We start from the raw sequence: 26034 nt of genomic DNA, 5'->3' as shown, positions 1-26034 counted from the left end.
CATCCCATGCAGATGCCCGCCCGTCCCTGGCCCACCGGATTGTCCCAGCAGATCGAACCGCTGGTGCGGCGCGTGCTGGCGCCCAATCCCTCGCCCTATACCTACACCGGAACCCAGACCTACATTGTCGGGCACGGCGAAGGCGTGGCGGTGATCGATCCCGGCCCGGACGAGCCCGAACACATCGGCGCGCTGCTCGATGCGATTGGCGAGGCAAAGGTTCTGGCCATCTGCTGCACCCATACCCACCGCGATCACTCGCCCGCCGCCGCGCCGCTAGCGCTTGCCACGGGAGCCCCGATCATCGGTTGCGCGCCGCTGGCCTATGACGATGATGGCCCGCGCGCCGACGCCGCCTTCGATACCGAATACCGGCCCACCCGCGTGCTGCGTGATGGCGAGAAGGTAAGCGGGCCGGACTGGACGCTGGTAGCCGTCGCCACCCCGGGGCACACCTCCAACCACCTGTGTTTCGCGCTTGAGGAAAGCGGCGCGCTGTTCACCGGCGATCACGTCATGGGCTGGTCCACTTCGGTCGTCGCGCCGCCCGATGGCGACATGGCGGCCTATATGGCGAGCCTCGAAAAGCTCTATGACCGTGAAGACCGCGTCTATTATCCCGCCCATGGCGAGGCGGTGGAAAAGCCGCGCCAGCTGGTGCGCGGCATGATCGGCCATCGCCGCCAGCGTGAGCGGCAGATCCTGCGCCTGCTGGAAGAAGGGGTGCAGCAAATCGCCGCCATGGTTCCGCGGATGTACAAGGGCGTCGATGAACGGCTGTGGGGCGCGGCAGGCCGATCGGTCCTGGCGCACCTGATTGACCTTGAACAACGGGGGCGCGTGTCGCGCGTGGAGGAAACATGGTCGCTCCTCGATTGAGCCCGGCAACCGTCCCGCCGCGGCGGCAAACGGCATTCTGGCTGGTGTTCGGGGCGATCATCGCCCTGGCCGGGCAGCAGGTCTGGCAGCGTTTCGCGCCCGAGAAGCAAGGCGATCCCCTGGCGATCAGCCTCCATGCTTTCGAAAAGCAGAACCGCCTGACGGTGTTCTCCGCCCAGCTCTCGCCGGTGGTTACGTCCGAGGACGAGCGGCTGATGGGCGTGCTGAAAAGCCGCCAGGTTGCCGTCATTCCTGCGCGGGTGGACTATACGCTCGACCTGGCGAAGCTCGATGCTTCGGCCATGCGCTGGAACGAGGAGCAGCGCAGCCTGTCGGTCACGCTGCCGCCGCTGGAACTGTCTCGCCCGAACCTTGACGAAGGCCGCGCGCAATACCTGCGCGAGGGCGTGTGGATCACGCGCGAGGCGCAGGCCAAGCTGACGCGCGACAATACCGTCGTTGCCGAAAAGCTGGCAGCTGAGGAGGCCGGCAATACGGTGCTGATGGGCCTTGCCCGCGAAAGTGCCCGGCAGGGCGTGCGCCAGAACCTGGCCATACCCCTGCAGGTAGCAGGCTTTGGCGACGTGAAGGTCGAGGTGCGTTTCGCCGGAGAATAATTCGCAGCAATAACCGGGGCCTATGGAACTCTTGCTTGGTTACAAGTGTTAAGTGCGATAGCGTTCGTACAAACACGTAGAAGAGCAGGGGAAGAACATGGCTACCACAGCAAGCCCGAAGGCGGGGCAATCCGCCGATTCCGCCTATTTCGCGCGCTTCGCAACGATCCTGTCGCTGTTCATCATTGCGGCCTTCATGCTCAATGCCGTGCTTGGCAGGGCGGCTTACAGTTACAGCCTTGTCTGGCCGCACGTGCACGCGGTGGTCATGGTGGCCTGGCTGGCCTTGCACGTGGTTCAGGCGCGGCTCGCCACGCATGGCAACCTTGCGCAGCATCGTCGGCTCGGGTGGCTGGGGGCCTATCTCACCGTGGCTGTGGTCGGCACCATGTCATTCGCCGGCATCGCGGCGATCCGCGGCGGTTTCCTGCCGCCCTTTTTCACCGAGCCCTATTTCCTCGCCCTGACCCAGGTGGGTGCCGTGGTCTTCGGCGGGCTGGTCTTTGCCGCGATCACCCGGCGCACGCAGACCGATTATCACCGCCGCCTGATGACCGGTTCGCTGATCCTACTCACCGAGCCGGCCTTTGGCCGCGTGCTGCCGATGCCGATGATGATCGGCTGGGGCGAATGGGCGATCATGGTGATCCAGCTGGTCTTCGTGGGCATGATCGCCCTGCATGACCGGCGCACGATCGGCCGGGTCCACCCGGCGACGGCCACGGTTGGCGCCATCGTTGCCATGGCTCATGTGCTGATCGAGGTGGCGGCTGTCAGCCCGATGTTCCAGCGCATCGCGTCCGATATCGCCGGGGGATAGATTCGCTGGCCGATAATCCCTATCTGCCCCCTGCACCACCTGCAGGGGACGTACGCGAATGACTGCCCAGACCACCAATCTCACCGGCCTCGACATCCGTGCCGAGATCGATCGCCTGCGCAAGGAGCGCAACGCGGTGATCCTGGCGCATTACTACCAGAAGCCGGAGATTCAGGACCTCGCGGACTTCGTGGGCGACAGCCTGGAACTTTCGCGCAAGGCGGCCGAATCCGATGCCGATGTCATCGCCTTCTGCGGCGTGAAGTTCATGGCCGATACGGCCAAGATCCTCAGCCCGGACAAGATCGTCGTCCTGCCGGACCTCAACGCCGGATGCAGCCTGGAAGACGCCTGCCCGCCGGAAAAGTTCAAGGCTTTCCGCGAGGCGCACCCCGATCACATCGCGCTGACCTACATCAACTGCTCGACCGAGGTTAAGGCGCTGTCCGACGTGATCGTCACCAGCTCCAGCGCCGAAACGATCCTGGCCCAGATCCCGCCGGAGCAGAAGATCATCTTCGGGCCCGACCGCCACCTTGGTGGCTATCTCAACCGCAAGTTCGGGCGCGACATGCTGCTGTGGCCGGGCGTGTGCATCGTCCACGAGGCATTCAGCGAGACGGAACTGCTCAAGCTCAAGGCGCAGCATCCCGATGCGCCGATCGCCGCGCACCCTGAATGCCCGCCGCATATCGTCGATCATGCCGATTACGTCGGCTCGACCAGCGGTATCCTGCAATATGCCAAGACCATGCCGGGCGACAAACTGATCGTCGCGACCGAGCCGCACATCATCCACCAGATGGAAAAGGCGCTGCCGAACAAGACCTTCATCGGTGCGCCCGGGGCGGACGGCAACTGCAACTGCAACATCTGCCCTTACATGGCGCTCAATACGCTGGAGAAGCTCTATCTTGCCCTGCGCGACCTGAGCCCGCGCATCGAGATCGAGGAAGGCCTGCGCCTGCGCGCCAAGAAGAGCCTCGACAAGATGCTCGAAATGGCGAGCGGAACCGTGGGCAAGGGAGACCTGGGGCGGGCTTAATCCCCGCCGCAGTCACCTCCGTCCGAACCGGTATCGCAGGATGAATCGCTGCCGGAACCCGATCCCGCATCGGTCGTGCCGGAATCCTTGCGGCTGTTGCGGGCCGATTTGATGATCGGCGGGATCACGGCGATGAAGACGACGGCAAGCGCAATCCAGACAGCGTAGTTCATCTCGGGCTCCTTTAGCCGCCGTTGTGGTCTGAACGTCCAAAGTCGGGCCGGGCGTCATCCTGACCCTGCTCGATGATCGAGCGGCGGATCGCGCGGGTGCGGGTGAAGTGATCGAACAGCTGCTGGCCATCGCCAACGCGGATGGCGCGTTGCAGCGCGGTCAGGTCTTCGGTGAAACGCTGGAGCATTTCCAGAACCGCATCCTTGTTGGAAAGGAAAACGTCGCGCCACATCGTCGGGTCGCTGGCGGCAATGCGGGTGAAGTCGCGAAAGCCGCCGGCGGAATACTTGATCACCTCGCTCTGCGTCACGCCCTCAAGGTCGCTCGCCGTGCCGACGATGGTATAGGCGATCAGGTGCGGCAGGTGGCTGGTGACGGCGAGCACGAGGTCATGGTGCTGAGGCGTCATCACCTCTACATTGGCGCCGAGTGCGGTCCAGAAATCGGAGACGGCAGTAACGTGCTCCGGCTCCGCGCCCTCAGGCGGGGTGACGATGCACCAGCGGTTGCGGAACAGGCTGGCGAAACCGGCGTCGGGGCCGGAGTTCTCGGTACCAGCCACGGGGTGCGCGGGGATGATCGCCGCACCGGGCAGCGCCTCGGCAAGGGCCTTGGCCACGCTCTCCTTGGAGGAGCCGACATCGCTGACCACTGCGCCGGGCTTGAGCGCGCCGGCAATCTCGGCGGCGGCGGCGCTCATCGCGCCGACGGGCACGCAGAAGATCACCAGATCGGCATCGCGCACGGCATCGGCCGCGCTGTCGCAGACCGTGCCGACAAGCCCGCGCTCTCCCGCCCGCCTGCGAGTCTCCGGATCGGCGTCATAGCCGGCGGTCGCAATGCCGGGGAGGTGCTCGGCCACGGCAAGGCCGGTCGATCCGCCCAGCAGGCCCAGGCCGATGATGGCGACACGCTGGAAGCTCATCGTACAGCCTCGGCCATGTCGCGCAGGTGGGCGGCAATCTCGTCCATCTGTTCGGCCGTGCCGATGGTGATGCGCAGGCCCTGCGGCAGGCCTTGCCCCGGCAGCCAACGCGTGATGTAGCCGCGATCCGCCAGGCCGTTGTAGGCGGCCTCCGCCGTCAGCTTGCCGGAGAACAGGATCAGCACGAAATTGGCTTCGCTGGGCAGCGGACGCAGTCCGTGGTTGCCCAGGGCTTCCAGCCGGGCGACGAAGCGGGCGCGTTCGCGGGCGTTGTGATCGCGCGCATCGTCGACGAATTGGCGGTCCTGCACCGCTGCCAGCGCCATGGCCTGCGCGCTGTTGGTGACGTTGAATGGCCCGCGGATGCGGTTGAGCGTATCGACAATGGCGCTTGCGCCCGTTCCCCAGCCGACCCGTTCCCCGGCCAGACCATAGATCTTGGAGAAGGTGCGCGTCACCAGCACATTATCGTGCGCGGCGGCCAGATCGAGCCCGCCATCATCGTCGGCAGGGCCGACATATTCGGCATAGGCCTGGTCGACCACCAGCAGGACATCCTGCGGCAGCCCGGCATGCAGCCGCGCCAGTTCCGCCCGGGGCAGGTAGGAACCGGTCGGATTGTTGGGATTGGCAAGGAAGACCACGCGGGTGCGCTCGCTCACCAGAGCCAGCAGGGCATCGACATCGGTGCCGAAATCGGCATCCGGCGCTTCCACCGGGGTCGCCCCGCAGCGTCGCGCGGCAATATCGTAGACCGAAAAGCTGAAGCGCGAAAACAGCACCTCGTCACCCGGCCCGGCATAGCCCTGGGCGGCAAGGTGCAGCAGTTCATCCGAGCCGGTGCCCATGACGACCAGCGCCGGGTCCAGGCCATGCACTTCGGCAATGGCGGCGCGCAGCGCCTTGCTGTCGGGATCGGGATAGCGGCTCGGCTCGGCCGCAGCGGCACGCGCGGCGAGCGCGGCAGGCGAGGTGCCCAGCGGGTTTTCGTTGGCTGAAAGCTTGATCAGCGGGCGCCCGTCCGCGCCGGCGCTCTTGCCCGGAACATAGGCGTGGATAGCCTCGATCCAGCTCTTGGGTTTGGGTCCGCTCATGATGGCCGGGGCCTTAGCATCATGGCGCGCGATTGCCAGCCCATTGACAGTACAGGCCCATGCCCCCAAGTCCCCGCGCAATGGCCACTGCCGCGCTTGTCACTGCCAGCACCGTGCTGGACCTTGCCGAACCGCTGCCGCTCGATTGCGGGCAGCGGCTCGAAGGCGTGCGCATTGCCTACGAAACCTATGGCGCGCTGAACGACAGCCGCAGCAATGCGGTGCTGATCTGCCACGCGACCACCGGCGACCAGCACGTGGCGAGCCCGCACCCGATCACCGGCAAACCCGGCTGGTGGGACCGCATGGTCGGACCGGGAAAGCCGATCGATACGGACCGGTTCTTCGTTGTCTGTCCCAATGTCCTCGGCTCGTGCATGGGCACGTCCGGACCCTCGAGCATCCACCCGGATGGCCAGCCGTGGGGCATGCGCTTTCCCGTCATTACCATTCGCGACATGGTGCGGGCACACCTTGCGCTGCTGGATGCGCTGGGTATCGACCGGCTGCACGCCGTGGTCGGCGGGTCGATGGGCGGGATGCAGGCGCTCAGCCTGGCTGCCAACTGGCCCGAACGGGCTGACCGCGTCATGGCCATTGCCGCCACTGGCGAAATGCCGGCACAGAACATCGCTTTTCAGGAAGTTGGCCGGCAGGCCGTCATGGCTGACCCGAACTGGCAGCAAGGCGCCTATTACGGCACGGGCAAGGCCCCCGATGCGGGCCTGTCCGTTGCGCGGATGGCGGCGCATATCACCTATCTGTCGGAAGCCACGCTCAGCGAGAAGTTCGGTCGCCGCCTGCAGGACCGGGAGGCCAAAAGCTTCGGCTTCGACGCCGATTTCCAGGTGGAGAGCTACCTGCGCTACCAGGGCGAGAGCTTCACCGGGCGGTTCGATGCGAACAGCTATCTCTACATCACCCGCGCCATGTCGTACTTCGACCTCGCGGAGGAATGTGGTGGCAGGCTGGCGGACGCCTTCAAGGACTGCAAGGCGCGGTTCTGCCTCGTCTCCTTCGATACCGACTGGCTTTATCCCACGGCGGAATCGCGCAAGCTGGCCCACGCGCTCAATGCGGCAGGCGCGCCGGTCAGCTTCGTCGAACTGGCAGCGCCGTTCGGGCACGATTCCTTCCTGCTTGACGTGCCCGAACTGGACCGGGTGATCGCAGGGTTCCTTTCTCCATGAGCGCGCTTCGACCAGATCTGGCGATCATCGCCGCCAACGTCGCCCCCGGCGCGCGCGTGCTCGATGTCGGCTGCGGCGATGGCGATCTGCTCGCCGTGCTGCGCGACGAGCGCGGCTGCGATGCGCGGGGCATGGAAATCGATTCCGCCTCGGTGGCCAACTGCGTATCGCGCGGCCTTTCGGTGATCCAGGGTGACGCCGACAGCGATCTCGCCATCTATCCCGACCAGGCGTTCGACTATGCGATCCTCAGCCAGACGCTGCAGACCACGCACCGGCCCGACAGGGTGCTGGAAGAACTGCTGCGGATCGGCGGCAAGGCTTTCGTCTCGTTTCCCAATTTCGGCCACTGGCGCGTGCGCCTATCGCTCCTTTGGAACGGTCGCATGCCCGTGACGCGGTTGTTGCCCGTTGCCTGGTACGAAACGCCCAACATCCACCATGTCACCGTCTCGGACTTTCGCGATCTGGTGGCGGACCGCGGGATTACCGTGGAGCAGGAATGGTTCCTGTCCGGCGACAAGCACTGTTCGGCGGCCATGGCGGCATTCCGCGCCGAACACGCCGTATTCCTGATTTCGCGCCGGTAGGTTGCGGTTAAGGTTGGGGCGGGCACACGATCGGCATGAACCGTATTCTTCCCCTTGCTGCCGCCCTGCTTGTGACCGCCATCCCCGCGAGTGCGCAGCAGGCACCGCTGCCCCGGCTTAACCTGGCGCAGGAGACTACGCTGCGCTGTTCCGCAGCCTTTGGACTCGTTGCTTTCGACCAGAAGCGCGGAGCGCCAGGAGCCAGCGAATTCCCGCCGCTGGCCGAACGCGGGCGGGAATTCTTCGTTCGCACCACTGCGCGCCTGATGGACGAAACGGGGGCGAGCCGCGAGGCCGTACAGGCGCTCCTGAAGGCGCGGGTCGAAGAACTGCAGAAGGCCCCCGCAGGGGCGGCTCATGCCGCATCCAGCCTGAAAGCCGTGGTGCGGGCCTGCCTGCCGCTGCTCGATTCCGAGGTTCCGGAAAAGCGATAGGCCATAAGCACTTCGTTGCGGCATTGCGCCGGAACGGAACAGTCTGTGCTGCGCCATTGCCTCATCCTCAGGCTATGGTTAGACCTCCCGAAAACAGGTCGGGACGCAACACGATGGCTGTGATCGGCGTTTACAGCGCCAAGGGCGGCGTTGGCAAAACCACCCTCGCGGTGGACCTTGCCTGGCGCTGTGCCCATTACGGGCAATCGCGCACCCTTTTGTGGGATCTCGATCCGCAAGGCGGCTCTGCCTACCTCCTTGGTGCAGAGGACCGGCGCCTGCCGCGCGCCGCTTCAGTTTTCCAGCGTGATGGACGCCCGCGCGAGCTGATCGAGCCGACGGACTACAGCCACCTTCACCTGCTCAAGTCCGATGACAGCCTTCGCACCCTGTCCGTGGCGCTGGCCCGGATCGGCCACAAGCGGCGGCTGGCGCAGCTTGCCACCACGCTTTCTTCCGAGTTCGACCGCATCGTCCTCGATTGCCCGCCGGTGATCAACGAGGTGAGCGAGCAGGTGCTTAACGCCGCCGACGTGCTCGTCGTGCCCCTGCGTGCCGCCCCGATGGCCATCAGGACCCTGCAATCGGTCCGACGCGAACTTTCCGCGCTCCACGGCCGCCATCCGCCCATCCTGCCGGTGCTCACCATGTATAACGCCCAGCGGCCGATGCAGCGGGCAACCCGCGAAAGCGAGGCGCGCGGTTGGCCGGTGGTGCCGATGGCAAACCAGGTGGAACAGGCTGCCGCGGCGCGCTGCCCGGTCGGGGCGAACGCCAAGGGTTCGCGCGCGGATCGGGCGCTGCATCGCCTGTGGTCCGGCATCGAGGCAAAGCTTGCCGAACGGGCCGGTGCCGCCCTGTCGCAGGGCGTGCCCGTTCCGGCGTGATCCAGTTGCTCATTCAGCCGCGTGAAAGCGGTTAAGTTTCATAGACAACCGGATTGATTCGTCCCGCTGCAGGAGGTTGGGGATGGTTTGGCGAATTGCACTTGTGGCCGGAATGGCCCTTTCCGCGCTGGTTCCGTCGGTGGCCTCGGCTCGTCCGGAGCGGGATGATCCGCGCATTGCCGAAAAGCTTTCGGATCCCATGCTCCAGGCCCAGGTATCGAGCATGGTCGCCCTGATTAGCGAGATGGTGATGGACATGAAGGTCGGCCCGCTGGCCCGCGCGATGGGCGAATGGGGCGATAAATCGATGCGCGATATTCCGGACGATGCCCGGTTGCGCGACCTGGCCGGTCCCGAAATGCGCGACATGCCCCGGCAGGTGGCCCGCGAGATGCCCCGGGCAATGAACTCGATGGGCCGCGCCGCCGGCGCGCTTGAAGAGATGCTGCCCGAATTTGACCGCATGGCCGACCAGATGCGCCGCGCCATCGAAAAGGCTGGCCGCCAAGCTTACTGATCCTGTTTTGCACAGAAAAACGCCGGGCTCACCCGTCAGCGGGTTGGAGCCCGGCTCAGCTTTGCGCAAGGGTTCCGGGCATGTGGCAGCTTTACCAGTTCCCCCTCTGTCCGTTCAGCCGCAAGGTGCGCCTGCTCATGTCCGAAAAGGGCGTGGGCTATGAACTGTGGCGCGAAAACCCGTGGGAAGGCCGCGACGAGTTTCTCGCGCTCAATCCTGCGGGAAGAACGCCGGTGCTTCACGATCCGGAAAAGGCGCTGACGCTCGTCGACAGCCGGGCGATCTGCGAATTTTTCGAGGAAACGGTCGAAAAGAACCAGATGATCGGCGGCAATGCCGCTGCCCGGGCAGAGGTGCGCCGGCTGGTGGCGCTGTTCGACGAGAACTTTTTCGAGGACGTGACCGGGCCGTTGCTGCTCGAAAAGATGAAGAAGCGCGTGATCCTGCGCCAGCCGCCTGACAGCCGCGCCCTGCGGCAGGCGATGAAGCTGGCGCACGAACACCTGTACTACATCGATTACCTGCTCGATCGCCGTCCCTGGCTGGCCGGCGCGACCATGAGCCTGGCCGATATTGCCGCCGCCGCGCAGATCTCGGTTGCCGATTACCTCAACGGTATCGACTGGGCCGGGCATGAACAGACGCGCAGCTGGTATGCCGTTATGAAAAGCCGGCCGAGCTTCCGCCCGCTGCTTGCCGAACGGCAGGACGGGATTCACCCGCCCGAGCACTACGCCGACGTTGACGGATAAGGTTCAGGCCAGCCCGCGCTTGTCACTAAAGCGGCCGTGCTTGCGGTAGGCAACCATCCAGCGGTCAAGGAACAGCGAAAGCGGCCGGGGCGCCACGCCCAGTTCCTTCAGCCCGGGGCCCTTGCCGGCAACATTGCCCGCCTTCAGCAGCTTCCACTGGTCGGACGAGATCGGTGCGCCCGGCAGCCAGCCGGTGCAGGTGGCAATCATGCCGGAAACCGCGTCGGGAAGGTCGGCGAACAGCGGCTTGCGGCCCTGCGCCTTGGCGATGCGGCGGTTCAGCTCGCCCATGGTGATGACTTCCGGCCCGGCGACATCATAGGTCTTGCCGCCGTGCTTGCCGGGATTGGTCAGGGCATTGGCCACGGCATGGGCGGCATCGTCAACGAATACCGGCTGCAGTTTTGCATCAGGCCCGAAGACCGGCAGGACCGGCAGCCTGGAAATCAGCCGGGCGAACATGGTGATGAAATTGTCGTCCGAACCGAAGATGATCGAGGGACGCAGGATCGTCGCCTTGGGGAACGCCGCAAGCACTGCGGCTTCGCCGGCTGCCTTGGTGCGGGCATAGTCAACCTCGCTCTCGGCATCGCAGCCCAGTGCGGAGATGTGGACGAATGCTTCGGCGCCGGCTTCGCCTGCGGCCTTGGCCAGGGCTGCGGGACCATGGACATGGACGGCATCGAGATCGCCGCCGAAGGCGCCGACAAGGTTCACCACCGCATCGGCATCGGCAACCACGGCGGGAAGCACGGCGCGGTCGGTAAGGTCGGCGCGGACGAACTGGATCTGGCCAAGGTTCGCCAGCGGCTTGAGGCGGAATGCCTTCTTGGGATTGCGGCATACGACGCGCAGGCGCGCCCCGCGCGAGAGCAGCTCCTGCGCCACGTGTGCGCCGAAGAAGCCGCTGCCGCCCACCAGAACCACCAGCTTGCCGGCAAGATTGCCTTCAGAAGTCGTCATGTCCGTTCCACAGTCCCTGAATTGGTGGCAGCCCCTTTGCCCCAAGCGAGGGTGCGGGGCAACAGTCGGCACAGGGCAATTCCTGCAAAAACGGGCGGCAGGTCATTCCGCCAATGGCTTCGTGGCAGTATCGCTCCAACTTAACGCTTCGCCGGAGCCAGGCAACGGAACAACCGCAGGCATGCGCGCTAACTTGCCATTCAGACGCGCCGTCCTACATAGTCGGAACGAAAGGACACTTGCGACGATGAACGACGAACAGCCTCCGCAGAACCCCTGGCTCCGCAGCCTTCTGGTCTGGGGCGGAATCTTCCTGGCCCTGCTGCTCGTCGTCTCGATGCTGAGCCCGCGCGAGGCGACCACCGGGGCGCCCATCGCCTATTCCGATTTCCGCGCCAAGGTGGCCGAAGGCTCTGTCTCGGAAGTGCAGGTCAGCTCAGACCGCATTACCGGCAAGTACAAGAACGGCGATACCTTCTCCACGGTTCCGATCCCCGGCGATACCTCGCTGGGGCCGCTGCTTGCCGATAACGGCGTGAAGTTTGCCGGAAAGCCCAAGGAAGAGATGTCGGTTGTCACCTACATCCTGATCCAGGCCCTGCCGTTCATCCTGATCATGGGCATCGCCTTCTTCGCACTGCGCCAGATGCAGAAGGGCGGCGGTGGCGGCGCCATGGGCTTTGGCAAGTCCAAGGCCAAGTTGCTGACCGAACGCCACGGGCGCGTTACGTTCGATGACGTTGCCGGCATCGACGAAGCGCGTGAGGAACTGGAAGAGATCGTCGAATTCCTCAAGGACCCGTCGCGCTTTGCCAAGCTGGGCGGCAAGATCCCGAAGGGCGCGCTGCTGGTCGGCTCGCCCGGTACCGGCAAGACCCTGCTGGCCCGCGCTATCGCGGGTGAGGCGGGCGTGCCCTTCTTCACCATTTCCGGTTCGGACTTTGTCGAAATGTTCGTCGGCGTCGGTGCCAGCCGCGTGCGCGACATGTTCGAACAGGCCAAGAAGAGCGCGCCCTGCATCGTTTTCATCGACGAAATCGACGCCGTTGGCCGCCACCGTGGCCATGGCCTCGGCAATTCGAACGACGAACGCGAGCAGACGCTGAACCAGCTGCTGGTCGAGATGGACGGCTTCGAAGCGAACGAGGGCATCATCATCATCGCCGCGACCAACCGGCCCGACGTGCTGGATCCCGCTCTGCTGCGCCCCGGCCGTTTCGACCGTCAGGTCGTCGTGCCGGTTCCCGATATCGAAGGGCGCGAGAAGATCCTCGCCGTCCACATGAAGAAGGTGCCGCTGGCCCCCGACGTCAATGCCCGCACCATCGCGCGCGGCACGCCCGGTTTCTCCGGTGCCGACCTTGCAAACCTGGTGAACGAGGCTGCCCTGCTGGCTGCTCGCCGCAACAAGCGCCTGGTTGCCATGCAGGAATTCGAGGACGCCAAGGACAAGGTCATGATGGGCGCGGAACGCCGCTCCATGGTGATGACCGAGGACGAAAAGCGCATGACCGCCTATCACGAGGCCGGGCACGCCATCGTCTCGGTGAACGAGGAAGCCTCAGACCCGATCCACAAGGCAACGATCATCCCGCGCGGCCGTGCGCTGGGCATGGTCATGCGCCTGCCGGAACGCGACAACTATTCCTACCACCGCGACAAGATGCACGCGAACCTCTCGGTCGCGATGGGCGGGCGCGTCGCCGAGGAGATCATCTTCGGCTATGACAAGGTCAGCTCGGGCGCCAGCTCGGACATCCAGTACGCCACGGGCCTGGCGCGCAACATGGTCACCAAGTGGGGCATGTCGGACAAGCTTGGCCCGCTGCAGTACGAAGATCAGTACGAAGGCTATCTCGGCATGGGCGGGGCGCAGCGCACCTTTGCCTCGAACGAGACGAACAAGCTGATCGACAGCGAAATCCGCGGTCTCGTCGATGGTGCCCATGCCCGGGCAACCAAGATCCTGAAGAAGGAGGAGAAGAACCTCCACCTGCTCGCCCAGGCACTGCTCGAATACGAGACGCTGAGCGGCGACGAGATCAAGGAACTGCTCGAAACCGGCAAGATCGACCGCCCCGACGTGCCGAAGGGCCCTGCGGCTCCGACCCCGGTCAAGGGATCGGCGATCCCCAAGGCCGGCAAGCGGTTCACCGGTACGGCGCCGCAGGGAGCCTAAGTCCGGCAATCCCTTATGCGGCGGGCTGGTGCTTTGCGCCTAGCCCGCCGACAGGGCCAGGACTGCCATCAGGAAGAATGACAGCGCGGCGAAGGCATAGACCAGCATCGCCGCCGTCCGCCACAGGGCTGCGGCGCGACTGAGTCCGTAGGCGTGGCGCACCTGCTTGTAGATGTGCAGGGGCGGTATCAGGCCCATGCCGATCAGCAGTACGTCCAGCCCGGCCGCATTGCCCAGCGTCAGCACCGACAGCAGCAGCATCATGAAGCACAGCGAATAGGTGACGAAGACGGTGTGGTCGTAAAGCCCGAAGCGCCGGCTGAAGGGGAACAGCAGCCAGATGAATGTCACGGAAATCGGGATCAGCAGCCAGGCGAACTTGTAGGCATTGGTCTGTAGCTGGAACAGCGCCAGCCGGGGATTGTCGCGCACCTTGGACAAGAGATCGCGGATTGCGGGAATGTCGCTGCTCGATACGGCCTGGGCCGGCGCGGCAGCCTGTTTCGCCACGGCATCGACAGGCTGGCGCAGCTCCTCCAGCACGGTAATCGCCGCTTCGCGCCCTTCGATCTCGCCGTCGATGGCATCAGTCGGCTTGCCCTGTTTGACCAGCTCCGCGCGCCGAGCCTTGAGCGCATCCAGGTCGCGCTGATTCGCCTCAAGTCCGGCAACGTGCCTTCCATTTACGCTGACATCGGCCGCCTGGCCCAGGTCCAGCCCGAATTGCTTGACCACCGCGAACATCAGGAAGACGCTGAACAGGAACAGGGCGACCGGGGAGACATAGCGGGCCCGCTTGCCGTCGATGTATTCGCGGGTCATCTGTCCGGGGCGCAGCGCCAGCGCGGGCAGGGTGCGCCAGACCTTGCCTTCGAAGTGGAACACCCCGTGCAGCAGGTCGTGGAAGAAGGCACCCAGCGTGCGGTGGACATGCGCGGACTGCCCGCAGGCGTGGCAATAGCTGCCGACCAGCGGCGTATCGCAGTTCAGGCAGGCGCTTTCATGCGTGTGCCCGTCCGCCGCCTCGCCGTGTCCGGGCTCGACGGCCCGCGCAGCAAGGGCGCCCTGTGCGACTTCTCCGATAGCCTCCGCGCCGCTCATCGCCTGCCTTTCCCCGGGAACGGACCGTTCATGGTCTTGCAAGCCTCATTGCGTCAAGCCATCACCCCTGTGGGTCGTGAAGGAGATTGAAGATGAAGCGCGCGCTGGCCATCGTGCCACTGCTTCTTGCCGCTGCGGCCCCGGCCCATGCGGCTCCGGGCGACATGTCGGTTGCCGCGTTCCTCGCCAAAGTCGATGCGCTCAAGGCCAAGGGCATTGCGGCGATGTTCTCGTCCGACATCAAGATGCTCAAGAACGAGGCGATGGCCGCTGGACTCGCCTACAAGGCGCGGCTGGAGAGGGAGCGCGCGGCAGGCAAGCCCAGTTCCTGCCCGCCCAAGCCCACCAAGGTGACACAGGACATGTGGCTCAACCACCTGAACAGCTATCCCGCCGGGCAGCGCGGGCAGATCAACCTGCATCGCGCCATGGCTGATCTTGCCGTGCGCACCTGGCCCTGCCGCTGATCGAAGCGGCGCAGCAAAAAGGCCCGCCTCCTTGCGGGGGCGGGCCTTTTGCCATGCTGCGATGACCGGCGGCGATCAGCCGTCGTAGTCACCACCCAGCGAGGTGTTGCGCACCGGCGCCGCAGCCGTGATGCGCAGGGCTTCGGCCGACTGGCTGAGCGAGCCGATTTCATCGACCTCGTCATCGTCTTCGGGAAGAACGCGCTGCAGCGAATTGATCAGCGTTTCATTGAGGTTCGACGGAACGATGGTCTGCTCGGCGATTTCGCGCAGGGCAACGACCGGGTTCTTGTCGCGATCGCGATCGACGGTCAATTCGGCGCCGCCCGAAATCTCGCGCGCGCGCTGCGCGGCAAGCAGGACGAGGTCGAAGCGGTTCGGAACCTTGTCGACGCAATCTTCAACGGTAACGCGCGCCATGGGGCACTCCAGCAGTTCGAGAATCTCGGAAAGGATGCGCAGCTAGTGTCGCGGGGGCGAAAAGTCAAGGAAATCGCTTGCCGGGCGCGGCAAGGCTGGCATTATCGCGCCAGACAAGACGTATGGGGAGGATCATGGACGAGACGGGCGAATTCCGCCGCAACTGGCGGCCGCTGGCTGGCGCGTTCCTGGGCATCGGTTCGGCACTGTCGCTGAACACCTATATCCTTTCCACCTTTGCGCCCTATTTCATCGCGGAATTCGGCTGGACCAAGGAGCAGTGGACCTGGCTGTCGGTCGTCCAGATGATGGTGATCTTCTCGATTCCGGTTTCCGGCCGCCTTGCCGATCGCTTCGGCGTCTGGCGGACAGCAGCCGTGGGGGCGCTCAGCTATCCGCTGTTCCTGGTGGCCATCGCTTTCATGGATGGCAGCCTGATGACCTATTTCTGGATCTACGTGATCCAGACCATCGTCTGCTCAACCACCACCTCCACGGTCTATAACCGTGTCGTTGCCCAGGCTTTCGTGCGCAACCGGGGCTTGGCCATGGGCCTCGCGGGATCGGGCGCGCCGCTGATCGGGGCGATCGGTGCGCCGCTTATCAGCCTCTATGTGCAGAACTACGGGTTCAGTGCCGGTTATGTGCTGGTTGCGGCGTTCTGCATGGCCTGCGCCGTGGGGACCCTGTGGCTGCTGAAGGGCGTGAAGGATGAGCCGACCAAGGCCAGCGCCCGCGCGGATTATGGCGCGGTCCTCTCCGACCGGGCCTTCTGGATCATGCTGGCGGCCACTTTCCTGGTGAACGTGCCCTTCAGCCTTGCCACCACGCAGATCAAGCTGGTTTCAGGCGAACAGGGCCTGCCCGATACTGCCGCCGCATTGATGGTAACGGCGATCGGCCTGGCTTCCGTTGCCGGGCGCTTCATCTTCGGTATCGCGATTGACCGGCTGAACCCGCCGCGCGTTGCCGCCTTCGGCTTTGCGCTGCCCGTGCTGGGCCTGCTGCTGCTCGCCAGCCCGCTTGACAGCTTTGCCGTCGTGCTGTTCGCCATGGTGCTGATCGGCTTTGCCTTCGGCAGCGAGGCGGATGTCGTGCCGGTGCTGGTGGCCCGGCACTTCGGCATTGCCCGCTTCGGCACCGTGGTTGGCCTGCTGACGGCGGCCATGGGCGCGGCCATGGCTGGCGGTTCGATCCTGATCGCGCTGGTCCAGCGCGCCACCGGCAGCTTCAACGGCTACCTGTTCGTGGCAGCCGCGATGACGGCGGTGGGATCGCTGCTGTTCCTGATGCTGGGCGGCCGGCGCTTCACGCCGGTGCCGACAGCTCACTCGTAATCGTAGGCGTTGGCGGCCAGTTCGTCGGGAGCCAGGTCGGAGAAGCGGGTGATGCGCGCCTCGAAGCGCAGGCGCACCTTGCCGGTTGCGCCGTGGCGCTGCTTGGCGACGATCAGTTCGGCGAGCCCTGTCACCTGCTCCATCTTCTGCCGCCACTTTTCCCACTTCTCGGCGACGTCGGGCGTGTCGCCCTCGGCCGGGAACTTGGGCTCGGTCATCTTGACGTAGTAGTCTTCGCGGAAGACGAACCAGACCATGTCGGCGTCCTGCTCGATCGAGCCCGATTCGCGCAGGTCCGAAAGTTGCGGCTTCTTGTCCTCGCGGCTTTCGACCGCGCGGCTCAGCTGTGAAAGGGCGATCACCGGGACGTGCAGTTCCTTGGCCAGCGTCTTCAGGCCGCGGCTGATCTCGGAAATCTCGTTCACGCGGTTATCGCTCGCCCGTCCGCTACCCTGCAGCAGCTGCAGGTAGTCGACGATGATCAGGCCGATGTTGTGCTTGCGCTTCAGGCGGCGCGCGCGGGCGCGCATCGCGGCAATGGTCAGCGCCGGGGTATCGTCGATATAGAGCGGCAGTTCGGCGAGCCGCTGGCTGGCGAAGGACAGCTGCTGGAAATCCTCGCGGCTGATCCGTCCGGTGCGCAGCGATTCGGAAGAAATGCCCGAGTTCTCCGCCAGGATACGCGTGGCCAGCTGGTCGGCGCTCATTTCCAGGCTGAAAAAGGCCACCGCCGATCCGACCGACGCCTTCTCGTCTATGCCGGACTGGATATCGGTGAGCAGGCGGTTGGCGGCGTTGAAGGCGATGTTCGTCGCCAGCGAGGTCTTGCCCATGCCCGGACGGCCGGCAAGGATGATGAGGTCCGAATCGTGCAGGCCGCCGATGCGCTCGTTGATCGAGGTAAAGCCGGTGGTCTTGCCGGCGATATGGCCGCCGGAATTGAGCGCCTTCTCGATCGCGGTAATGGCTACGCGCGTCGCATCGCCGAAGGACGATGCCTGGTTCTGGTTAGAGGCACCATCGGCCACGGCATAGAGCGCGGCCTCCGCATTGTTGATCTGCTCGAGCGGATCGACGCTTTCAGAGGTATCCATCGCATCGGTCACGAGCTTGCGCCCGACCGAAACGAGCTCGCGCAGCAGGGCGAGTTCATAGATCTGTTCGGCCAGCTCCTTGGGCGCGAGCAGGCCCTGACCGTCCGCCGTGAGCCGCGCCAGGTAGGTGACGCCGCCAAGCGCCTTCAGCGCCTCGTCCGCCTCGAAATAGGGGCGCAACGTGACGGGCGTGACCACGGCCTTGCGATCGAGCAGCTGGATGACGCGTTCATAGATCCGGCCGTGGATCGGCTCGAAGAAATGGTCCGGCCGCAGCGGCGTGTTGAGTTCCTCGATGACGCGATTGTCGATCAGGACAGCGCCAAGGAAGGCGGCCTCCGCCTCGATGTTCGAGGGAAGGGTGCGGACGGGCGAATCGTCGTTGCTGGGCTGGATTGCTTCTAGGGCCATTGCGCGGCAGGGAATGCGCTCGCCGTCCGTCTGCATCAAGCGGCAAGTTGCGGAGAATTATTCCACAGCTTGTGGATTGTCACGGCGGCGGGGCGACGGCCCCGGAAAGGGCGGCGAAATCGCACCTTGCCCCTCTTTGCTGCATCTGCGAAATATGCGCCATGTCGGGGCCCCGCATATCCGCTATCGAATTCGACGAAAGCTCGCTCGTGCGTCGTAGCGCCGAGATCGAGCAGGAACGGCGCGTGGCCATGTTCGACCTGATCGAGGACAACGTGTTCAAGCCGCTGCGCGCCTTTGCGGCGGGGCACGAAGGCCCCTACAAACTGCGCATGGCGGTGAACGACGGGCGGCTGCAGCTCGATATTCTTGCCGATGGCAGCGATGAACTGCTCGAATCGTTCATCCTGGGCCTGGCCAAGTTCCGACGTCCGGTGCGCGAATATTTCGCCATCTGCGACAGCTATAACAAGGCGGTTCGCCGCGCCTCCGCGCACGAGATCGAGTCGATCGACATGGCCCGGCGCGGAATACACGATCATGCGGCGGAAATGCTGCTGGAGCGGCTGGACGGAAAGGTGGAGACAGACTTCGCCACGGCGCGTCGGCTCTTTACCCTGATCTGCGTTCTTCATATCAGGGCCTGATCAAGGGGTAGGGCCCGGCCATCGGGATGGCCGGCTTTTCAACGGGACGCACAATTCATGGCAAGGAAAGGGCGGGGCTCCTGGCGATTGCGGCTGGCTGCGTTGGTGCTGCTGCTGGCGCTTGCCGGCTCGGTGGCGATGTGGTGGCACTTGCGATCGTGGCAACCCCCGCGTGAACAGTGGCCGGTGCAGGGCGTGGAGGTTGGCTCCGACGATGGCCCGGTTGACTGGACCGCGCTCAAGGCCATCGGCGTCGATTTTGCCTATATCGACGCCTCGGCCAGTGCCTTTGCCCGCGATTCCGGGTTTGCCGCAAACCTGGAAGGCGCGCGTGCCGTGGGGCTGCAGGTAGGCGCGGTGCACGAATACGATCCCTGCCAGCCCGCTGACCGGCAGGCGGCGAACTTCGTCACCGTGGTTCCCCGCGATGCCAAGCTGCTGCCCAGCGCCGTCTCGCTCGACCGGCTGGCCGAGGACTGCCCCAGCAAGGTTACCGAAGCGGCGGTCGAAAGCGAGCTGACCACCTTCCTCAACCAGGTGGAAACGCACACCGGCAAGCCGGTGATCCTGAAGTTGGGCGCGAAGTTCGAAGCGCGCTACCACGTGGCGGCGGCGATCAACCGCAACCTCTGGCTGGTTCGCACCCGGCTTGAGCCGGACTATGCCGGCCGCCCGTGGACGTTGTGGACGGCCAATTCCTGGTTGCGAACCGAGGCCACGGAAAAGCCGCTTCGCTGGGTGGCCGTGCAGCGCTAGGATGGCAGCATGACCGATCGCGACACGCTTATCGAACAGGCCCGCGCCGCTGCGGCCAAGGCCTATGCCCCCTATTCCAATTTCCACGTCGGCGCGGCGCTGGCCTTTGCCGACGGTTCGGTGGTGACCGGCGCCAATGTCGAAAATGCCAGCTACGGCATGACGCTCTGTGCCGAAACCGTTGCCGTGGGCAAGGCGCTTTCCGAAGAATGGCGCGGCCCGCTTGAAGCCGTTGCCGTGATCGCCGGAAAGGCCGGCCAGGTCGGCCTTGGCGAGCCGGTTTCACCCTGCGGGCGTTGCCGCCAGATGCTTTACGAGGTGGCCGCGCTGGGCGCCAGCGACCCGGTGGTATGGTGCGCCGGTGAACATGAAGTGCTCGAAATGAAGTTGTCCGACCTGCTGCCCCGCGCATTCGGTCCGGAAGCGCTTGAATAGCGGCGAGCTCTCCCGCATAATGAAACCCGAACGTAGCATTAGGCTGCGGCGGGAGAGAGCATGACCGAGATTGCAGGCAAGGCGGCCGTTGTCACTGGCGGCGGATCGGGGATCGGCATGGGCCTTGCCCGCGAACTCGCGCGGCAGGGCGCGCGTGTGGGCGTGGCCGATATCAAGCCGGACAACGCCGAAAGGGTCGCCGCCGCGATCCGCGCCGAGGGAGGCGAGGCCATTGCCCTCGTCTGCGACGTTACCGAACGGTCCTCAATCGCGGCGATGCGCGATGCCGCCCTTGCCGCTCTGGGGCCGGTGCAGTTGCTGTTCGCCAATGCCGGGGCGACGAGCTTCACCCCGCTGCTCGACATGTCGGACACCGATGTCGACTGGATCGTGCAGGTCAACCTGATGGGTGTGATGAACACCACGCGCGCCTTCCTGCCCGGCATGATCGAAGCGGGCGGCGGGCACGTCTGCGCGACAGCCTCTATGGCCGGGCTGCTGCCGGGCTGGATGCCGGTCCATGTGCCTTATTCGGCGGCGAAGATGGGGATCATCGGGCTGATGATGAACCTTGCCATCGAGATGCGCCCGCACAACGTGTTCACCACCAGCTACTGCCCGGGCGGCGTTGCTTCGGGCATGAAGGCGAACAACGGCTCCTATCGGCCGGAAAAGTTCGGCGGGCCGGAACCGGTGGCAGAAGTGCAGTTCACCAGCGGCGATACGACGCACAGCTCGATGGCGTTCTACCGGCCCGAAGATGTTGCGCCGATGGTGCTGAATGCAGTGCGCCACAACCGCCCCTTCGTGTTCGACCATGCCGACCAGCGCCGCCTGTTTGCCGAAACCTATGCCTCGGTGGTGGAAGCCTGTTACGACGATCTTGAAGCGTGGCAGGCGGCAAATGGCGTACCGCAGGGCAATCCCACGGGGGCGGACCTGATCGACTAGCCCCCGATCGGGTTACATTTGTTCAGACATTTATCCCGTCGTTAACCAACAGCGACTAGGTAAAAGCCCGTATCCGGCGCTCGGCCGGATCCATCGCCATGAGCGGGACTGGGCAAACGACGGCATGATCCGGACGAAGACAACGCTGATCGTCGGCGCCGGTACCAGCCAGGAAATCCACCTGCCGTCGAGCACCGAACTGCTCGAGCGCACGGCTTCGGCCTATGATTTCTACCGCTTTGGCGGCGAGCAGATGACGAAGGATTCGTCGATGCTGCTGCGTCACCTCAACAAGCTGGCAGAGCGACCGGGCAACAGCCAGGACAAGCTTTACGAGGCAACCGAACGCCTGCGCATTGCCGCGCGCATGAGCAACATGATCGATACGGTGATCGAGCAGAACGACGACAACCCGCTCGTCACGCTTACCGGCAAGCTCGCGCTCGCGCATTTCATCAGCCAGGGCGAATCGCGTTCGAACCTGCGGCCCGCGCCCAAGAACCCCGGCGAACTGCCCTTGCAGGCGGGGGACTTCTGGCTGCTTGAGCTGGGCAAGCTGATGACCGCCGGCGTGCCGCGCAGCAAGGTTCACCAGTGCTTCGAGAACCTCTCGATCATCTCGTTCAACTATGACCGCTCGATCGAGCACTTCCTGCCATATGCCCTGATGACGGCCTACGGCATGACCCTGCCCGAGGCCCAGCGCGTGGTTTCAGAGCACCTGCGCATCGTCCACCCCTATGGCACCATCGGCCGCCTGCCGTGGCAGCGGGGCGAGGCAGCGGACGTGGAATGGGGCAACGAAAACCCGTGGAACATGATCAACCTGGTCAACAACCTGCGCACGCCCGGCGAACTGATGCGCGATCAGCGGGCCATGATGGAAGTGCGCAACGCGATGCTGAAATCGCAGCGCATCGTGTTCACCGGGTTCGGCTATCACCCGCAGAATATCGACCTGCTGGTCGATTCTACCTTCTCGCACAACCCCGAGGTGCTGGCTGGCATACATGGCCTTGCCGGACCGGCGCAGACGGCGGTCGTGCGGATGCTGCGGCGCAAGCTCAACCTCGACAAGGATGACCGCCTGATGGTGGTCAACGCCAAATGCTTCGACCTGTTCCGCGATTACGGAATGATGCTGGAAAGCTAGGGCTGCTCGTCCGCATCCAGCGGGCGCGCCGGCCGCGCCGTTGCATCGGGGCGCTGCACCGGCGGAGGCGGCATGGAACGATCATCCGACTTGGTGATCTTGTAGCCGACAAAGATCATCAGGGCGCCGATGGCAAAGGGGACCAGGCCGAAGATGGCGACCATCCCGAAGGCATCGCCCATCTGGCCGCTGCCGTCGAAAATGCCCGCGCCGATGATGAACAGGCTGCACAGGCCACTCACCCCGGCAATCAGGATGCCGATGGCCATCAGGATCGCACCGAATATTCTCATGTTTGCCCCCCCTGCAATTGCGCACGCGCCCGCGCGAGCACTCCCGCCCCTTCCGCGCCGGGGCGGTAGAAGGTGTTGTAGGTGTCGAACGGGATGATCTGCCCTTCCGGCGTGAGGAAATGGACGCAGGAGCGCTTCACCGTGCCGAGATCGAAATTGTAGCGATCGAGGAATTGCAGGATCACCACGCGGAATGAATTGGCATAGCTCAGCTCCTGCGGCACCATCGCCTGCGGCAGGCAGCAGAGCAGCCCGGCGAGTTTTTCCTCGGTGTTGCACTGGCTGGTGGCGAGGCTGAGCAGGTCGAACATCTTCTCGCGCAGCGCCGGATAGGCTTCGTAGCTGATCGTGTTCGGACCGGCGAGGATCACCTCGCGCGGGATCAGGCTGGTTATCGGGGTGACGGCCTGTCCATCGCGCAGGCCATATCCGATGCAGATCTGGTCGGGGTTGCAGGGCAGGGGGATCATGTCCTCGGTGGCAAAGACACCGCTCCTGCCCACCTCGCGGCGGATTTCGGGAATGGTGATGCGGTTGAGCGCAGGATCGAAGCCGTCGTTGCGTCCCGCATCCTGCACCGGCTGGAAAGTCACCCCGCGCACGCAGCGCCATTCCAGCGCATGGCGGACGATGTCTGCCACCTCATGATCGTTGACCCCGCGCTTCACCACGCAGACCAGCGTGGTGGACAGGTTCACCCGCTCCAGCGCTTCGAGCGCCTGCCGCCGGATCCGCGCCAGCTTCGCCCCGCGCAGATTGACCAGGGCATCGTCGCTGAGTGAATCGAATTGCAGGTAAACCTCAAGGCGGGGCGCGTAACTCGCCAGGCGCTCGACGAAGTCAGGCTCCTGCGCGATCCTCAGGCCGTTGGTGTTGATCATCACGTGGCGGATCGGCCGGGCTTTCACCCCGTCAAGGATTGCCCAGAATTCGGGATGGAGCGTTGGCTCGCCGCCCGAAATCTGCACCAGGTCAGGCTCGCCCTCGCTGGCGACCAGGGCATCGAGCATGGCCTCGATCGTTGCCAGCGGCAGGTGCGCGCCGTGCACGTCCTCGGCATCGGCGAAGCATACCGGGCAGGCAAGGTTGCAGGCGGAATTGACCTCGACGATGGCAAGGCAGGAATGCTGTTCGTGATCGGGGCACAGGCCGCAATCGAAGGGGCAGCCTGCCTCTGTGCGGGTCTGCGCGGTCAACGGCCGGTCGCCCGGCTTGAGCCATTCCTTCTGCGCGCGCCAATAGGCCAGGTCGTCGCTGATCAGCACCTTCTGCACGCCGTGGCTGCGGCACCGCTTGAGGTAGAAGACCTTTTCGTCCTCGATGATCACCTTGGCCGGAACAGGCTCAAGGCAGGTGGCGCAAAGGCTGGTGGTCTGCGAATGGAAGACATAGGGTGCCGCCTTGCGCTCAAGCACCGGCTGGTCGATCACCGCGCTGCCACCAGACGATTCCATATGCGAGCATCCCCAGCGAAAGCACGTGGAAAAGGTTCAGCGGCCCGACCACCGAAGGGTAGGGCTTCACGAACTCCCACGCGAAACGCTGGGCAGCATAAACGATTGCGAAGGCATGGAAAGCATGTTCGCGCGTCCAGCCCTGCCGTGCGATCAGCGCTCGCGCATAGGCAAGGGCGAACAGCCCCATGGCCGCGCTTTCGTATAGCTGCACGGGATGGCGGCCCACGCCGTCGCCCAGGTCCACGGCCCAAGGCAGGCCGGTCGGCGTGCCAAAGGTGAAGTCCACCGTGCCGGCGAAGAAACAGCCCAGCCGCCCCACCGCAATGCCCACCGCCAGGGGCAGAACGAATGCCGCGCCGGTGGATCGCGTGATCCCGGCGCGCCACTTCCACAGTTCTACCGCCGCGATCCCCCCGGCAAGCGCCCCCGCGACCGAGTGCGATGGCGCGAAGTGGCCACTGCCCGATGTGTTCGCCGTGCCGAATGCCCAGGCCCCGATCACCGCGCCAACGGCAAGCGCGATGAAGTAGGAGGTCCGCGTCTGCCCCTCCAGACGCCGCGACATTTCGGGAAAGCGCCGGTGCTGCCACCGCGCCGCCAGGGCAGCGCTGCCCCAGGCGAGGGCATCGAACAGGTAATGTGCCCACCAGGCGGTGGATACAGAGATCAACCTTCCCGCCCCAGCACCCATTCGCCCAGCGCCGCCATGCATTCGCGGCCAAGCAGGGCGGAGCGTTCCGCGCTCCAGCCCTGGGCGGGGCACGGCAGGTCGTCGTTGTCCTTGAACGGCATTTCCAGCGTCAGCGACATGCAGCCGTAGCGCTCGGCAAGCTGGTTGGTGGACATGGCAAGGTTCGCCTTGCCCGGCGGGGCCACGGGATAGCCGTGCCGTGTCTGGAAATCCGGCGTGCGCCGCGCGAGGATCGTCTTGTAGCGCTCAAGCTGCTCGGCCTGTCCGGGTTTCATCGAGGGAATGCCTTCGAACCCGGCGATGAACACGTGGGGGATCGCCTCGTCGCCGTGGACATCCATGGCGACATCCACGCCGCTCGCGTCCATTGCATTGCGGATCGCCAGCACTTCGGGCGAACGCTCGGCGCTGGGTTCGTGCCATTCGCGGTTGAGGTTGACCCCTGCGGCATTGGTCCGCAGGTGGCCGCGCCGCGCACCGTCTGGACACAGGTTGGGCACCACGTGGAAGCGGCATTTCTGCCGCAGCAGTCGGCCCCAGGGGTCGGCGGGGTCGGTCAGGCAGGCCAGCGCACCTTCCATCCACCATTCGGCCATCGTCTCGCCCGGATGCTGGCGTGCGTAGAGCCAGACCTGCAAAGGCCCTTCGCCCAGCTCGAGGCAATCGATCGGCTGGCCATCAAGCGTCGTGCCAAGGCAGCGATAGGTAACGCCGTCGGCCTGCGCGGTCTGGGCGATCAGGTCGTGGTGACGCTCCATCGAATAGGGCGCGAAATAGGCGAACCAGGCGGAATCGCCCGCAGGCGTGTAGCGGATGGTCAGCGTGCCATCGTCCTCGGTTGCATTCCACCTGCTCTCGGCGCGGCCCCAGAATTTGCGATCTTCCGAAACGGCGGCGCGATAGCCCGGCCAGCCGTCGGGATAGGCGCTCTTGCCCAGCCCGGTGATCCGCAAGGTCAGCTCGCGCCCCTGTGCGCCCGAGACGCGGAAATGGAACCACTGGAAGAATTCGCTCTGGTGGTCGCGGCGGATGGCAAGGGCGGCCGTGGTGCCCTCGACGGAGAGCACCTCGATATTGCCGGAATCGAAGTTCGAATGGATCAGGATGTCGGTCATCTGACCGTGATAGTCTCACCCGAATTGCCGGGGAAGCCCGCAAACAGTGCTGCCGCCATCTTTGGCGCGCCGAGCTGCGTCTGGGCGAGCGGCGAGCTGGCCCGCACGGCAAAGCTGGCGCGGCCCTCCCACAACACCTTGTCGCTCTTGCGGTCCTTGATCGCCACGGCAAGCTCGGTCTCCACCTGCTCGGGCGGCGGACCGGAAAGATTGAGGCCGATGCCCACGCCCAGGCCCGATCCATAGGAGCCGGTCGATCCGCCCACCCCAACGCTCACCGGGCTGCGGGCGCGTTCCGGCTGGTAGCGCTGGCGGACAAGGCGGACGAGCGCAACCTGGTTGCCCGATCCCGCCGCAGCATCGCTGTAGCCGAGCCGTTGCAGTTCGCTGCGCACCGCAGCCATGAAGCTGTGCAGTTCGAGCGACTGGCCGTCCATGCCGGCGGCCGGTTCCACGGCAATGGTGCCCTTCGCCAGCTGCGAGGTATCGGGCACATGGAACCGCGTGACCTCGATCGGACCCGTTGGCGCGACGCAGGCGGACAGGGCCAGCAGGGCCGTGAGCGGGGCGATCAGTCTCGTCTTCATCCTCGTCACCTTCCAGTCGTGCCGGTTCTGGCCCGGCCTTGTCGCCATGGCAA

At 65.1% G+C, this 26034-nt stretch carries 30 protein-coding genes; 18 read left to right on the top strand and 12 right to left on the bottom strand.

What is annotated here, in order from left to right; all coding sequences use genetic code 11:
- Window positions 1–6: 6 nt before the first annotated feature.
- The 4 genes from C0V78_RS08335 to nadA all read left to right on the top strand — a co-directional run bounded on the left by C0V78_RS08335 (window position 7) and on the right by nadA (window position 3361).
- The gene (locus C0V78_RS08335) at window positions 7–879 is read left to right on the top strand and encodes an MBL fold metallo-hydrolase (RefSeq protein WP_101797294.1); all 873 of its coding nucleotides are present in this window, start codon (window positions 7–9) and stop codon (window positions 877–879) included.
- A complete protein-coding gene (locus tag C0V78_RS08330; RefSeq protein ID WP_101797293.1) occupies window positions 861–1496 on the top strand; it encodes a DUF4230 domain-containing protein in 636 nt (211 codons plus the stop codon). Before C0V78_RS08335 ends, C0V78_RS08330 begins: the two co-directional genes overlap by 19 nt.
- Before the next feature lie 97 nt (window positions 1497–1593).
- On the top strand, window positions 1594–2316 hold the full coding sequence (locus tag C0V78_RS08325; protein ID WP_101797292.1) for an adenylate cyclase: 723 nt from the start codon (window positions 1594–1596) through the stop codon (window positions 2314–2316).
- Between the two features lie 58 nt (window positions 2317–2374).
- Entirely contained in the window at window positions 2375–3361 is a 987-nt protein-coding gene (gene nadA, locus C0V78_RS08320; protein WP_101797291.1) for a quinolinate synthase NadA, read from the top strand.
- Here the strand turns inward: nadA and C0V78_RS14915 are convergent.
- Genes C0V78_RS14915 through hisC form a run of 3 tightly spaced genes read right to left on the bottom strand, consistent with a single transcriptional unit; the run spans window position 3358 to window position 5554 of the window.
- The gene (locus C0V78_RS14915; protein ID WP_158241513.1) at window positions 3358–3534 is read right to left on the bottom strand and encodes a hypothetical protein; all 177 of its coding nucleotides are present in this window, start codon (window positions 3532–3534) and stop codon (window positions 3358–3360) included. The two genes, nadA and C0V78_RS14915, sit on opposite strands and share 4 nt — an antisense overlap.
- 11 nt (window positions 3535–3545) lie before the next feature.
- Window positions 3546–4460 carry a prephenate/arogenate dehydrogenase family protein gene (locus C0V78_RS08315; RefSeq protein ID WP_101797290.1) on the bottom strand — a complete coding sequence of 305 codons (915 nt, stop codon included), beginning with the start codon at window positions 4458–4460 and terminating at the stop codon, window positions 3546–3548.
- Complete coding sequence (gene hisC, locus C0V78_RS08310) at window positions 4457–5554, bottom strand: histidinol-phosphate transaminase (protein WP_101797289.1); 1098 nt, start codon at window positions 5552–5554, stop codon at window positions 4457–4459. The genes C0V78_RS08315 and hisC overlap by 4 nt, the downstream gene beginning before the upstream one ends.
- Window positions 5555–5634: 80 nt before the next feature.
- Between hisC and C0V78_RS08305 the strand changes: the two genes are divergently transcribed.
- From C0V78_RS08305 to C0V78_RS08280, 6 genes are all read left to right on the top strand, one after another.
- Window positions 5635–6744, top strand: a complete 1110-nt coding sequence (locus C0V78_RS08305) for a homoserine O-acetyltransferase (RefSeq protein WP_101797288.1) — start codon at window positions 5635–5637, stop codon at window positions 6742–6744.
- Complete coding sequence (metW, locus tag C0V78_RS08300; protein WP_101797287.1) at window positions 6741–7334, top strand: methionine biosynthesis protein MetW; 594 nt, start codon at window positions 6741–6743, stop codon at window positions 7332–7334. Before C0V78_RS08305 ends, metW begins: the two co-directional genes overlap by 4 nt.
- A 35-nt stretch (window positions 7335–7369) precedes the next feature.
- Entirely contained in the window at window positions 7370–7768 is a 399-nt protein-coding gene (locus C0V78_RS08295) for a hypothetical protein (protein ID WP_101797286.1), read from the top strand.
- A 113-nt stretch (window positions 7769–7881) separates the two neighbouring features.
- Window positions 7882–8655, top strand: a complete 774-nt coding sequence (locus C0V78_RS08290; RefSeq protein ID WP_101797285.1) for a ParA family protein — start codon at window positions 7882–7884, stop codon at window positions 8653–8655.
- A 112-nt stretch (window positions 8656–8767) separates the two neighbouring features.
- Window positions 8768–9172 (top strand): hypothetical protein, encoded by a 405-nt coding sequence (locus tag C0V78_RS08285; protein ID WP_101797284.1) that lies wholly within the window; start codon window positions 8768–8770, stop codon window positions 9170–9172.
- Between the two features lie 80 nt (window positions 9173–9252).
- Window positions 9253–9924, top strand: a complete 672-nt coding sequence (locus tag C0V78_RS08280; protein ID WP_101797283.1) for a glutathione S-transferase family protein — start codon at window positions 9253–9255, stop codon at window positions 9922–9924.
- Between the two features lie 3 nt (window positions 9925–9927).
- Here C0V78_RS08280 and C0V78_RS08275 read toward each other — a convergent pair whose 3' ends face one another.
- The gene (locus C0V78_RS08275) at window positions 9928–10887 is read right to left on the bottom strand and encodes a complex I NDUFA9 subunit family protein (protein ID WP_101797282.1); all 960 of its coding nucleotides are present in this window, start codon (window positions 10885–10887) and stop codon (window positions 9928–9930) included.
- Window positions 10888–11134: 247 nt separating this feature from the next.
- Here C0V78_RS08275 and ftsH point away from each other — a divergent pair, with 247 nt between their 5' ends.
- A complete protein-coding gene (gene ftsH / locus C0V78_RS08270; RefSeq protein WP_101797281.1) occupies window positions 11135–13066 on the top strand; it encodes an ATP-dependent zinc metalloprotease FtsH in 1932 nt (643 codons plus the stop codon).
- Window positions 13067–13105: 39 nt separating this feature from the next.
- Here ftsH and C0V78_RS08265 read toward each other — a convergent pair whose 3' ends face one another.
- Window positions 13106–14167 carry a DUF3667 domain-containing protein gene (locus C0V78_RS08265; RefSeq protein WP_101797280.1) on the bottom strand — a complete coding sequence of 354 codons (1062 nt, stop codon included), beginning with the start codon at window positions 14165–14167 and terminating at the stop codon, window positions 13106–13108.
- Window positions 14168–14259: 92 nt separating this feature from the next.
- Here C0V78_RS08265 and C0V78_RS08260 point away from each other — a divergent pair, with 92 nt between their 5' ends.
- A complete protein-coding gene (locus tag C0V78_RS08260; protein ID WP_144039859.1) occupies window positions 14260–14634 on the top strand; it encodes a hypothetical protein in 375 nt (124 codons plus the stop codon).
- 75 nt (window positions 14635–14709) lie between these two features.
- Here C0V78_RS08260 and rpoZ read toward each other — a convergent pair whose 3' ends face one another.
- Window positions 14710–15054: a DNA-directed RNA polymerase subunit omega gene (gene rpoZ / locus C0V78_RS08255; RefSeq protein WP_101797278.1), complete on the bottom strand. Its 345-nt coding sequence runs from the start codon at window positions 15052–15054 to the stop codon at window positions 14710–14712.
- A 134-nt stretch (window positions 15055–15188) separates the two neighbouring features.
- Between rpoZ and C0V78_RS08250 the strand changes: the two genes are divergently transcribed.
- Entirely contained in the window at window positions 15189–16391 is a 1203-nt protein-coding gene (locus C0V78_RS08250) for a nitrate/nitrite transporter (protein ID WP_158241512.1), read from the top strand.
- On the opposite strand, the gene C0V78_RS08245 is transcribed toward C0V78_RS08250, so the two are convergent.
- Window positions 16382–17896: a replicative DNA helicase gene (locus C0V78_RS08245; RefSeq protein ID WP_101798263.1), complete on the bottom strand. Its 1515-nt coding sequence runs from the start codon at window positions 17894–17896 to the stop codon at window positions 16382–16384. The genes C0V78_RS08250 and C0V78_RS08245 overlap by 10 nt on opposite strands.
- Before the next feature lie 161 nt (window positions 17897–18057).
- Here C0V78_RS08245 and C0V78_RS08240 point away from each other — a divergent pair, with 161 nt between their 5' ends.
- The 5 genes from C0V78_RS08240 (at window position 18058) to C0V78_RS08220 (ending at window position 21838) form a co-directional block, all read left to right on the top strand.
- Window positions 18058–18543, top strand: coding sequence for a UPF0262 family protein (locus C0V78_RS08240; protein WP_101797276.1), 486 nt, complete (start codon window positions 18058–18060; stop codon window positions 18541–18543).
- Window positions 18544–18600: 57 nt separating this feature from the next.
- On the top strand, window positions 18601–19299 hold the full coding sequence (locus C0V78_RS08235) for a glycoside hydrolase family 25 protein (protein WP_101797275.1): 699 nt from the start codon (window positions 18601–18603) through the stop codon (window positions 19297–19299).
- 9 nt (window positions 19300–19308) lie between these two features.
- Window positions 19309–19734 (top strand): cytidine deaminase, encoded by a 426-nt coding sequence (locus tag C0V78_RS08230; protein WP_101797274.1) that lies wholly within the window; start codon window positions 19309–19311, stop codon window positions 19732–19734.
- A gap of 60 nt (window positions 19735–19794) precedes the next feature.
- Window positions 19795–20685: an SDR family NAD(P)-dependent oxidoreductase gene (locus C0V78_RS08225; protein ID WP_101797273.1), complete on the top strand. Its 891-nt coding sequence runs from the start codon at window positions 19795–19797 to the stop codon at window positions 20683–20685.
- Window positions 20686–20809: 124 nt separating this feature from the next.
- A complete protein-coding gene (locus C0V78_RS08220) occupies window positions 20810–21838 on the top strand; it encodes a hypothetical protein (protein WP_101797272.1) in 1029 nt (342 codons plus the stop codon).
- Here the strand turns inward: C0V78_RS08220 and C0V78_RS08215 are convergent.
- Genes C0V78_RS08215 through C0V78_RS08195 form a run of 5 tightly spaced genes read right to left on the bottom strand, consistent with a single transcriptional unit; the run spans window position 21835 to window position 26029 of the window.
- Complete coding sequence (locus C0V78_RS08215; protein WP_101797271.1) at window positions 21835–22131, bottom strand: hypothetical protein; 297 nt, start codon at window positions 22129–22131, stop codon at window positions 21835–21837. The genes C0V78_RS08220 and C0V78_RS08215 overlap by 4 nt on opposite strands.
- Entirely contained in the window at window positions 22128–23585 is a 1458-nt protein-coding gene (locus C0V78_RS08210) for a radical SAM protein (RefSeq protein ID WP_216822170.1), read from the bottom strand. Before C0V78_RS08210 ends, C0V78_RS08215 begins: the two co-directional genes overlap by 4 nt.
- Complete coding sequence (locus tag C0V78_RS08205) at window positions 23539–24258, bottom strand: prolipoprotein diacylglyceryl transferase family protein (RefSeq protein WP_216822169.1); 720 nt, start codon at window positions 24256–24258, stop codon at window positions 23539–23541. The genes C0V78_RS08210 and C0V78_RS08205 overlap by 47 nt, the downstream gene beginning before the upstream one ends.
- On the bottom strand, window positions 24255–25394 hold the full coding sequence (locus C0V78_RS08200) for a M14-type cytosolic carboxypeptidase (protein ID WP_101797269.1): 1140 nt from the start codon (window positions 25392–25394) through the stop codon (window positions 24255–24257). The genes C0V78_RS08205 and C0V78_RS08200 overlap by 4 nt, the downstream gene beginning before the upstream one ends.
- Window positions 25391–26029: a DUF4136 domain-containing protein gene (locus C0V78_RS08195; RefSeq protein WP_254049860.1), complete on the bottom strand. Its 639-nt coding sequence runs from the start codon at window positions 26027–26029 to the stop codon at window positions 25391–25393. Before C0V78_RS08195 ends, C0V78_RS08200 begins: the two co-directional genes overlap by 4 nt.
- Window positions 26030–26034: the final 5 nt, after the last annotated feature.

Source organism: Novosphingobium sp. TH158 (assembly GCF_002855555.1).
In the GTDB taxonomy this organism is placed as follows: domain Bacteria; phylum Pseudomonadota; class Alphaproteobacteria; order Sphingomonadales; family Sphingomonadaceae; genus Novosphingobium.
Note: the sequence above shows the minus strand (reverse complement) of the source record. Positions and strands in the feature narration are given on the sequence as shown.

What these genes read in the sequence shown, in the direction of transcription:
- rpoZ (WP_101797278.1), bottom strand. Translation starts at nt 15,054, where the DNA reads ATGGCGCGCGTTACCGTTGAAGATTGCGTCGACAAGGTTCCGAACCGC.
- C0V78_RS08295 (WP_101797286.1), top strand. Translation starts at nt 7,370, where the DNA reads ATGAACCGTATTCTTCCCCTTGCTGCCGCCCTGCTTGTGACCGCCATC.
- C0V78_RS08260 (WP_144039859.1), top strand. Translation starts at nt 14,260, where the DNA reads ATGAAGCGCGCGCTGGCCATCGTGCCACTGCTTCTTGCCGCTGCGGCC.
- C0V78_RS08215 (WP_101797271.1), bottom strand. Translation starts at nt 22,131, where the DNA reads ATGAGAATATTCGGTGCGATCCTGATGGCCATCGGCATCCTGATTGCC.
- C0V78_RS08240 (WP_101797276.1), top strand. Translation starts at nt 18,058, where the DNA reads ATGTCGGGGCCCCGCATATCCGCTATCGAATTCGACGAAAGCTCGCTC.
- ftsH (WP_101797281.1), top strand. Translation starts at nt 11,135, where the DNA reads ATGAACGACGAACAGCCTCCGCAGAACCCCTGGCTCCGCAGCCTTCTG.
- C0V78_RS08330 (WP_101797293.1), top strand. Translation starts at nt 861, where the DNA reads ATGGTCGCTCCTCGATTGAGCCCGGCAACCGTCCCGCCGCGGCGGCAA.
- C0V78_RS14915 (WP_158241513.1), bottom strand. Translation starts at nt 3,534, where the DNA reads ATGAACTACGCTGTCTGGATTGCGCTTGCCGTCGTCTTCATCGCCGTG.
- C0V78_RS08275 (WP_101797282.1), bottom strand. Translation starts at nt 10,887, where the DNA reads ATGACGACTTCTGAAGGCAATCTTGCCGGCAAGCTGGTGGTTCTGGTG.
- metW (WP_101797287.1), top strand. Translation starts at nt 6,741, where the DNA reads ATGAGCGCGCTTCGACCAGATCTGGCGATCATCGCCGCCAACGTCGCC.
- C0V78_RS08210 (WP_216822170.1), bottom strand. Translation starts at nt 23,585, where the DNA reads ATGGAATCGTCTGGTGGCAGCGCGGTGATCGACCAGCCGGTGCTTGAG.
- C0V78_RS08245 (WP_101798263.1), bottom strand. Translation starts at nt 17,896, where the DNA reads ATGGCCCTAGAAGCAATCCAGCCCAGCAACGACGATTCGCCCGTCCGC.
- C0V78_RS08280 (WP_101797283.1), top strand. Translation starts at nt 9,253, where the DNA reads ATGTGGCAGCTTTACCAGTTCCCCCTCTGTCCGTTCAGCCGCAAGGTG.
- C0V78_RS08315 (WP_101797290.1), bottom strand. Translation starts at nt 4,460, where the DNA reads ATGAGCTTCCAGCGTGTCGCCATCATCGGCCTGGGCCTGCTGGGCGGA.
- C0V78_RS08200 (WP_101797269.1), bottom strand. Translation starts at nt 25,394, where the DNA reads ATGACCGACATCCTGATCCATTCGAACTTCGATTCCGGCAATATCGAG.
- nadA (WP_101797291.1), top strand. Translation starts at nt 2,375, where the DNA reads ATGACTGCCCAGACCACCAATCTCACCGGCCTCGACATCCGTGCCGAG.
- C0V78_RS08225 (WP_101797273.1), top strand. Translation starts at nt 19,795, where the DNA reads ATGACCGAGATTGCAGGCAAGGCGGCCGTTGTCACTGGCGGCGGATCG.
- C0V78_RS08230 (WP_101797274.1), top strand. Translation starts at nt 19,309, where the DNA reads ATGACCGATCGCGACACGCTTATCGAACAGGCCCGCGCCGCTGCGGCC.
- C0V78_RS08285 (WP_101797284.1), top strand. Translation starts at nt 8,768, where the DNA reads ATGGCCCTTTCCGCGCTGGTTCCGTCGGTGGCCTCGGCTCGTCCGGAG.
- C0V78_RS08250 (WP_158241512.1), top strand. Translation starts at nt 15,189, where the DNA reads ATGGACGAGACGGGCGAATTCCGCCGCAACTGGCGGCCGCTGGCTGGC.
- C0V78_RS08235 (WP_101797275.1), top strand. Translation starts at nt 18,601, where the DNA reads ATGGCAAGGAAAGGGCGGGGCTCCTGGCGATTGCGGCTGGCTGCGTTG.
- hisC (WP_101797289.1), bottom strand. Translation starts at nt 5,554, where the DNA reads ATGAGCGGACCCAAACCCAAGAGCTGGATCGAGGCTATCCACGCCTAT.
- C0V78_RS08265 (WP_101797280.1), bottom strand. Translation starts at nt 14,167, where the DNA reads ATGAGCGGCGCGGAGGCTATCGGAGAAGTCGCACAGGGCGCCCTTGCT.
- C0V78_RS08290 (WP_101797285.1), top strand. Translation starts at nt 7,882, where the DNA reads ATGGCTGTGATCGGCGTTTACAGCGCCAAGGGCGGCGTTGGCAAAACC.
- C0V78_RS08325 (WP_101797292.1), top strand. Translation starts at nt 1,594, where the DNA reads ATGGCTACCACAGCAAGCCCGAAGGCGGGGCAATCCGCCGATTCCGCC.
- C0V78_RS08305 (WP_101797288.1), top strand. Translation starts at nt 5,635, where the DNA reads ATGGCCACTGCCGCGCTTGTCACTGCCAGCACCGTGCTGGACCTTGCC.
- C0V78_RS08195 (WP_254049860.1), bottom strand. Translation starts at nt 26,029, where the DNA reads ATGGCGACAAGGCCGGGCCAGAACCGGCACGACTGGAAGGTGACGAGG.
- C0V78_RS08335 (WP_101797294.1), top strand. Translation starts at nt 7, where the DNA reads ATGCAGATGCCCGCCCGTCCCTGGCCCACCGGATTGTCCCAGCAGATC.
- C0V78_RS08220 (WP_101797272.1), top strand. Translation starts at nt 20,810, where the DNA reads ATGATCCGGACGAAGACAACGCTGATCGTCGGCGCCGGTACCAGCCAG.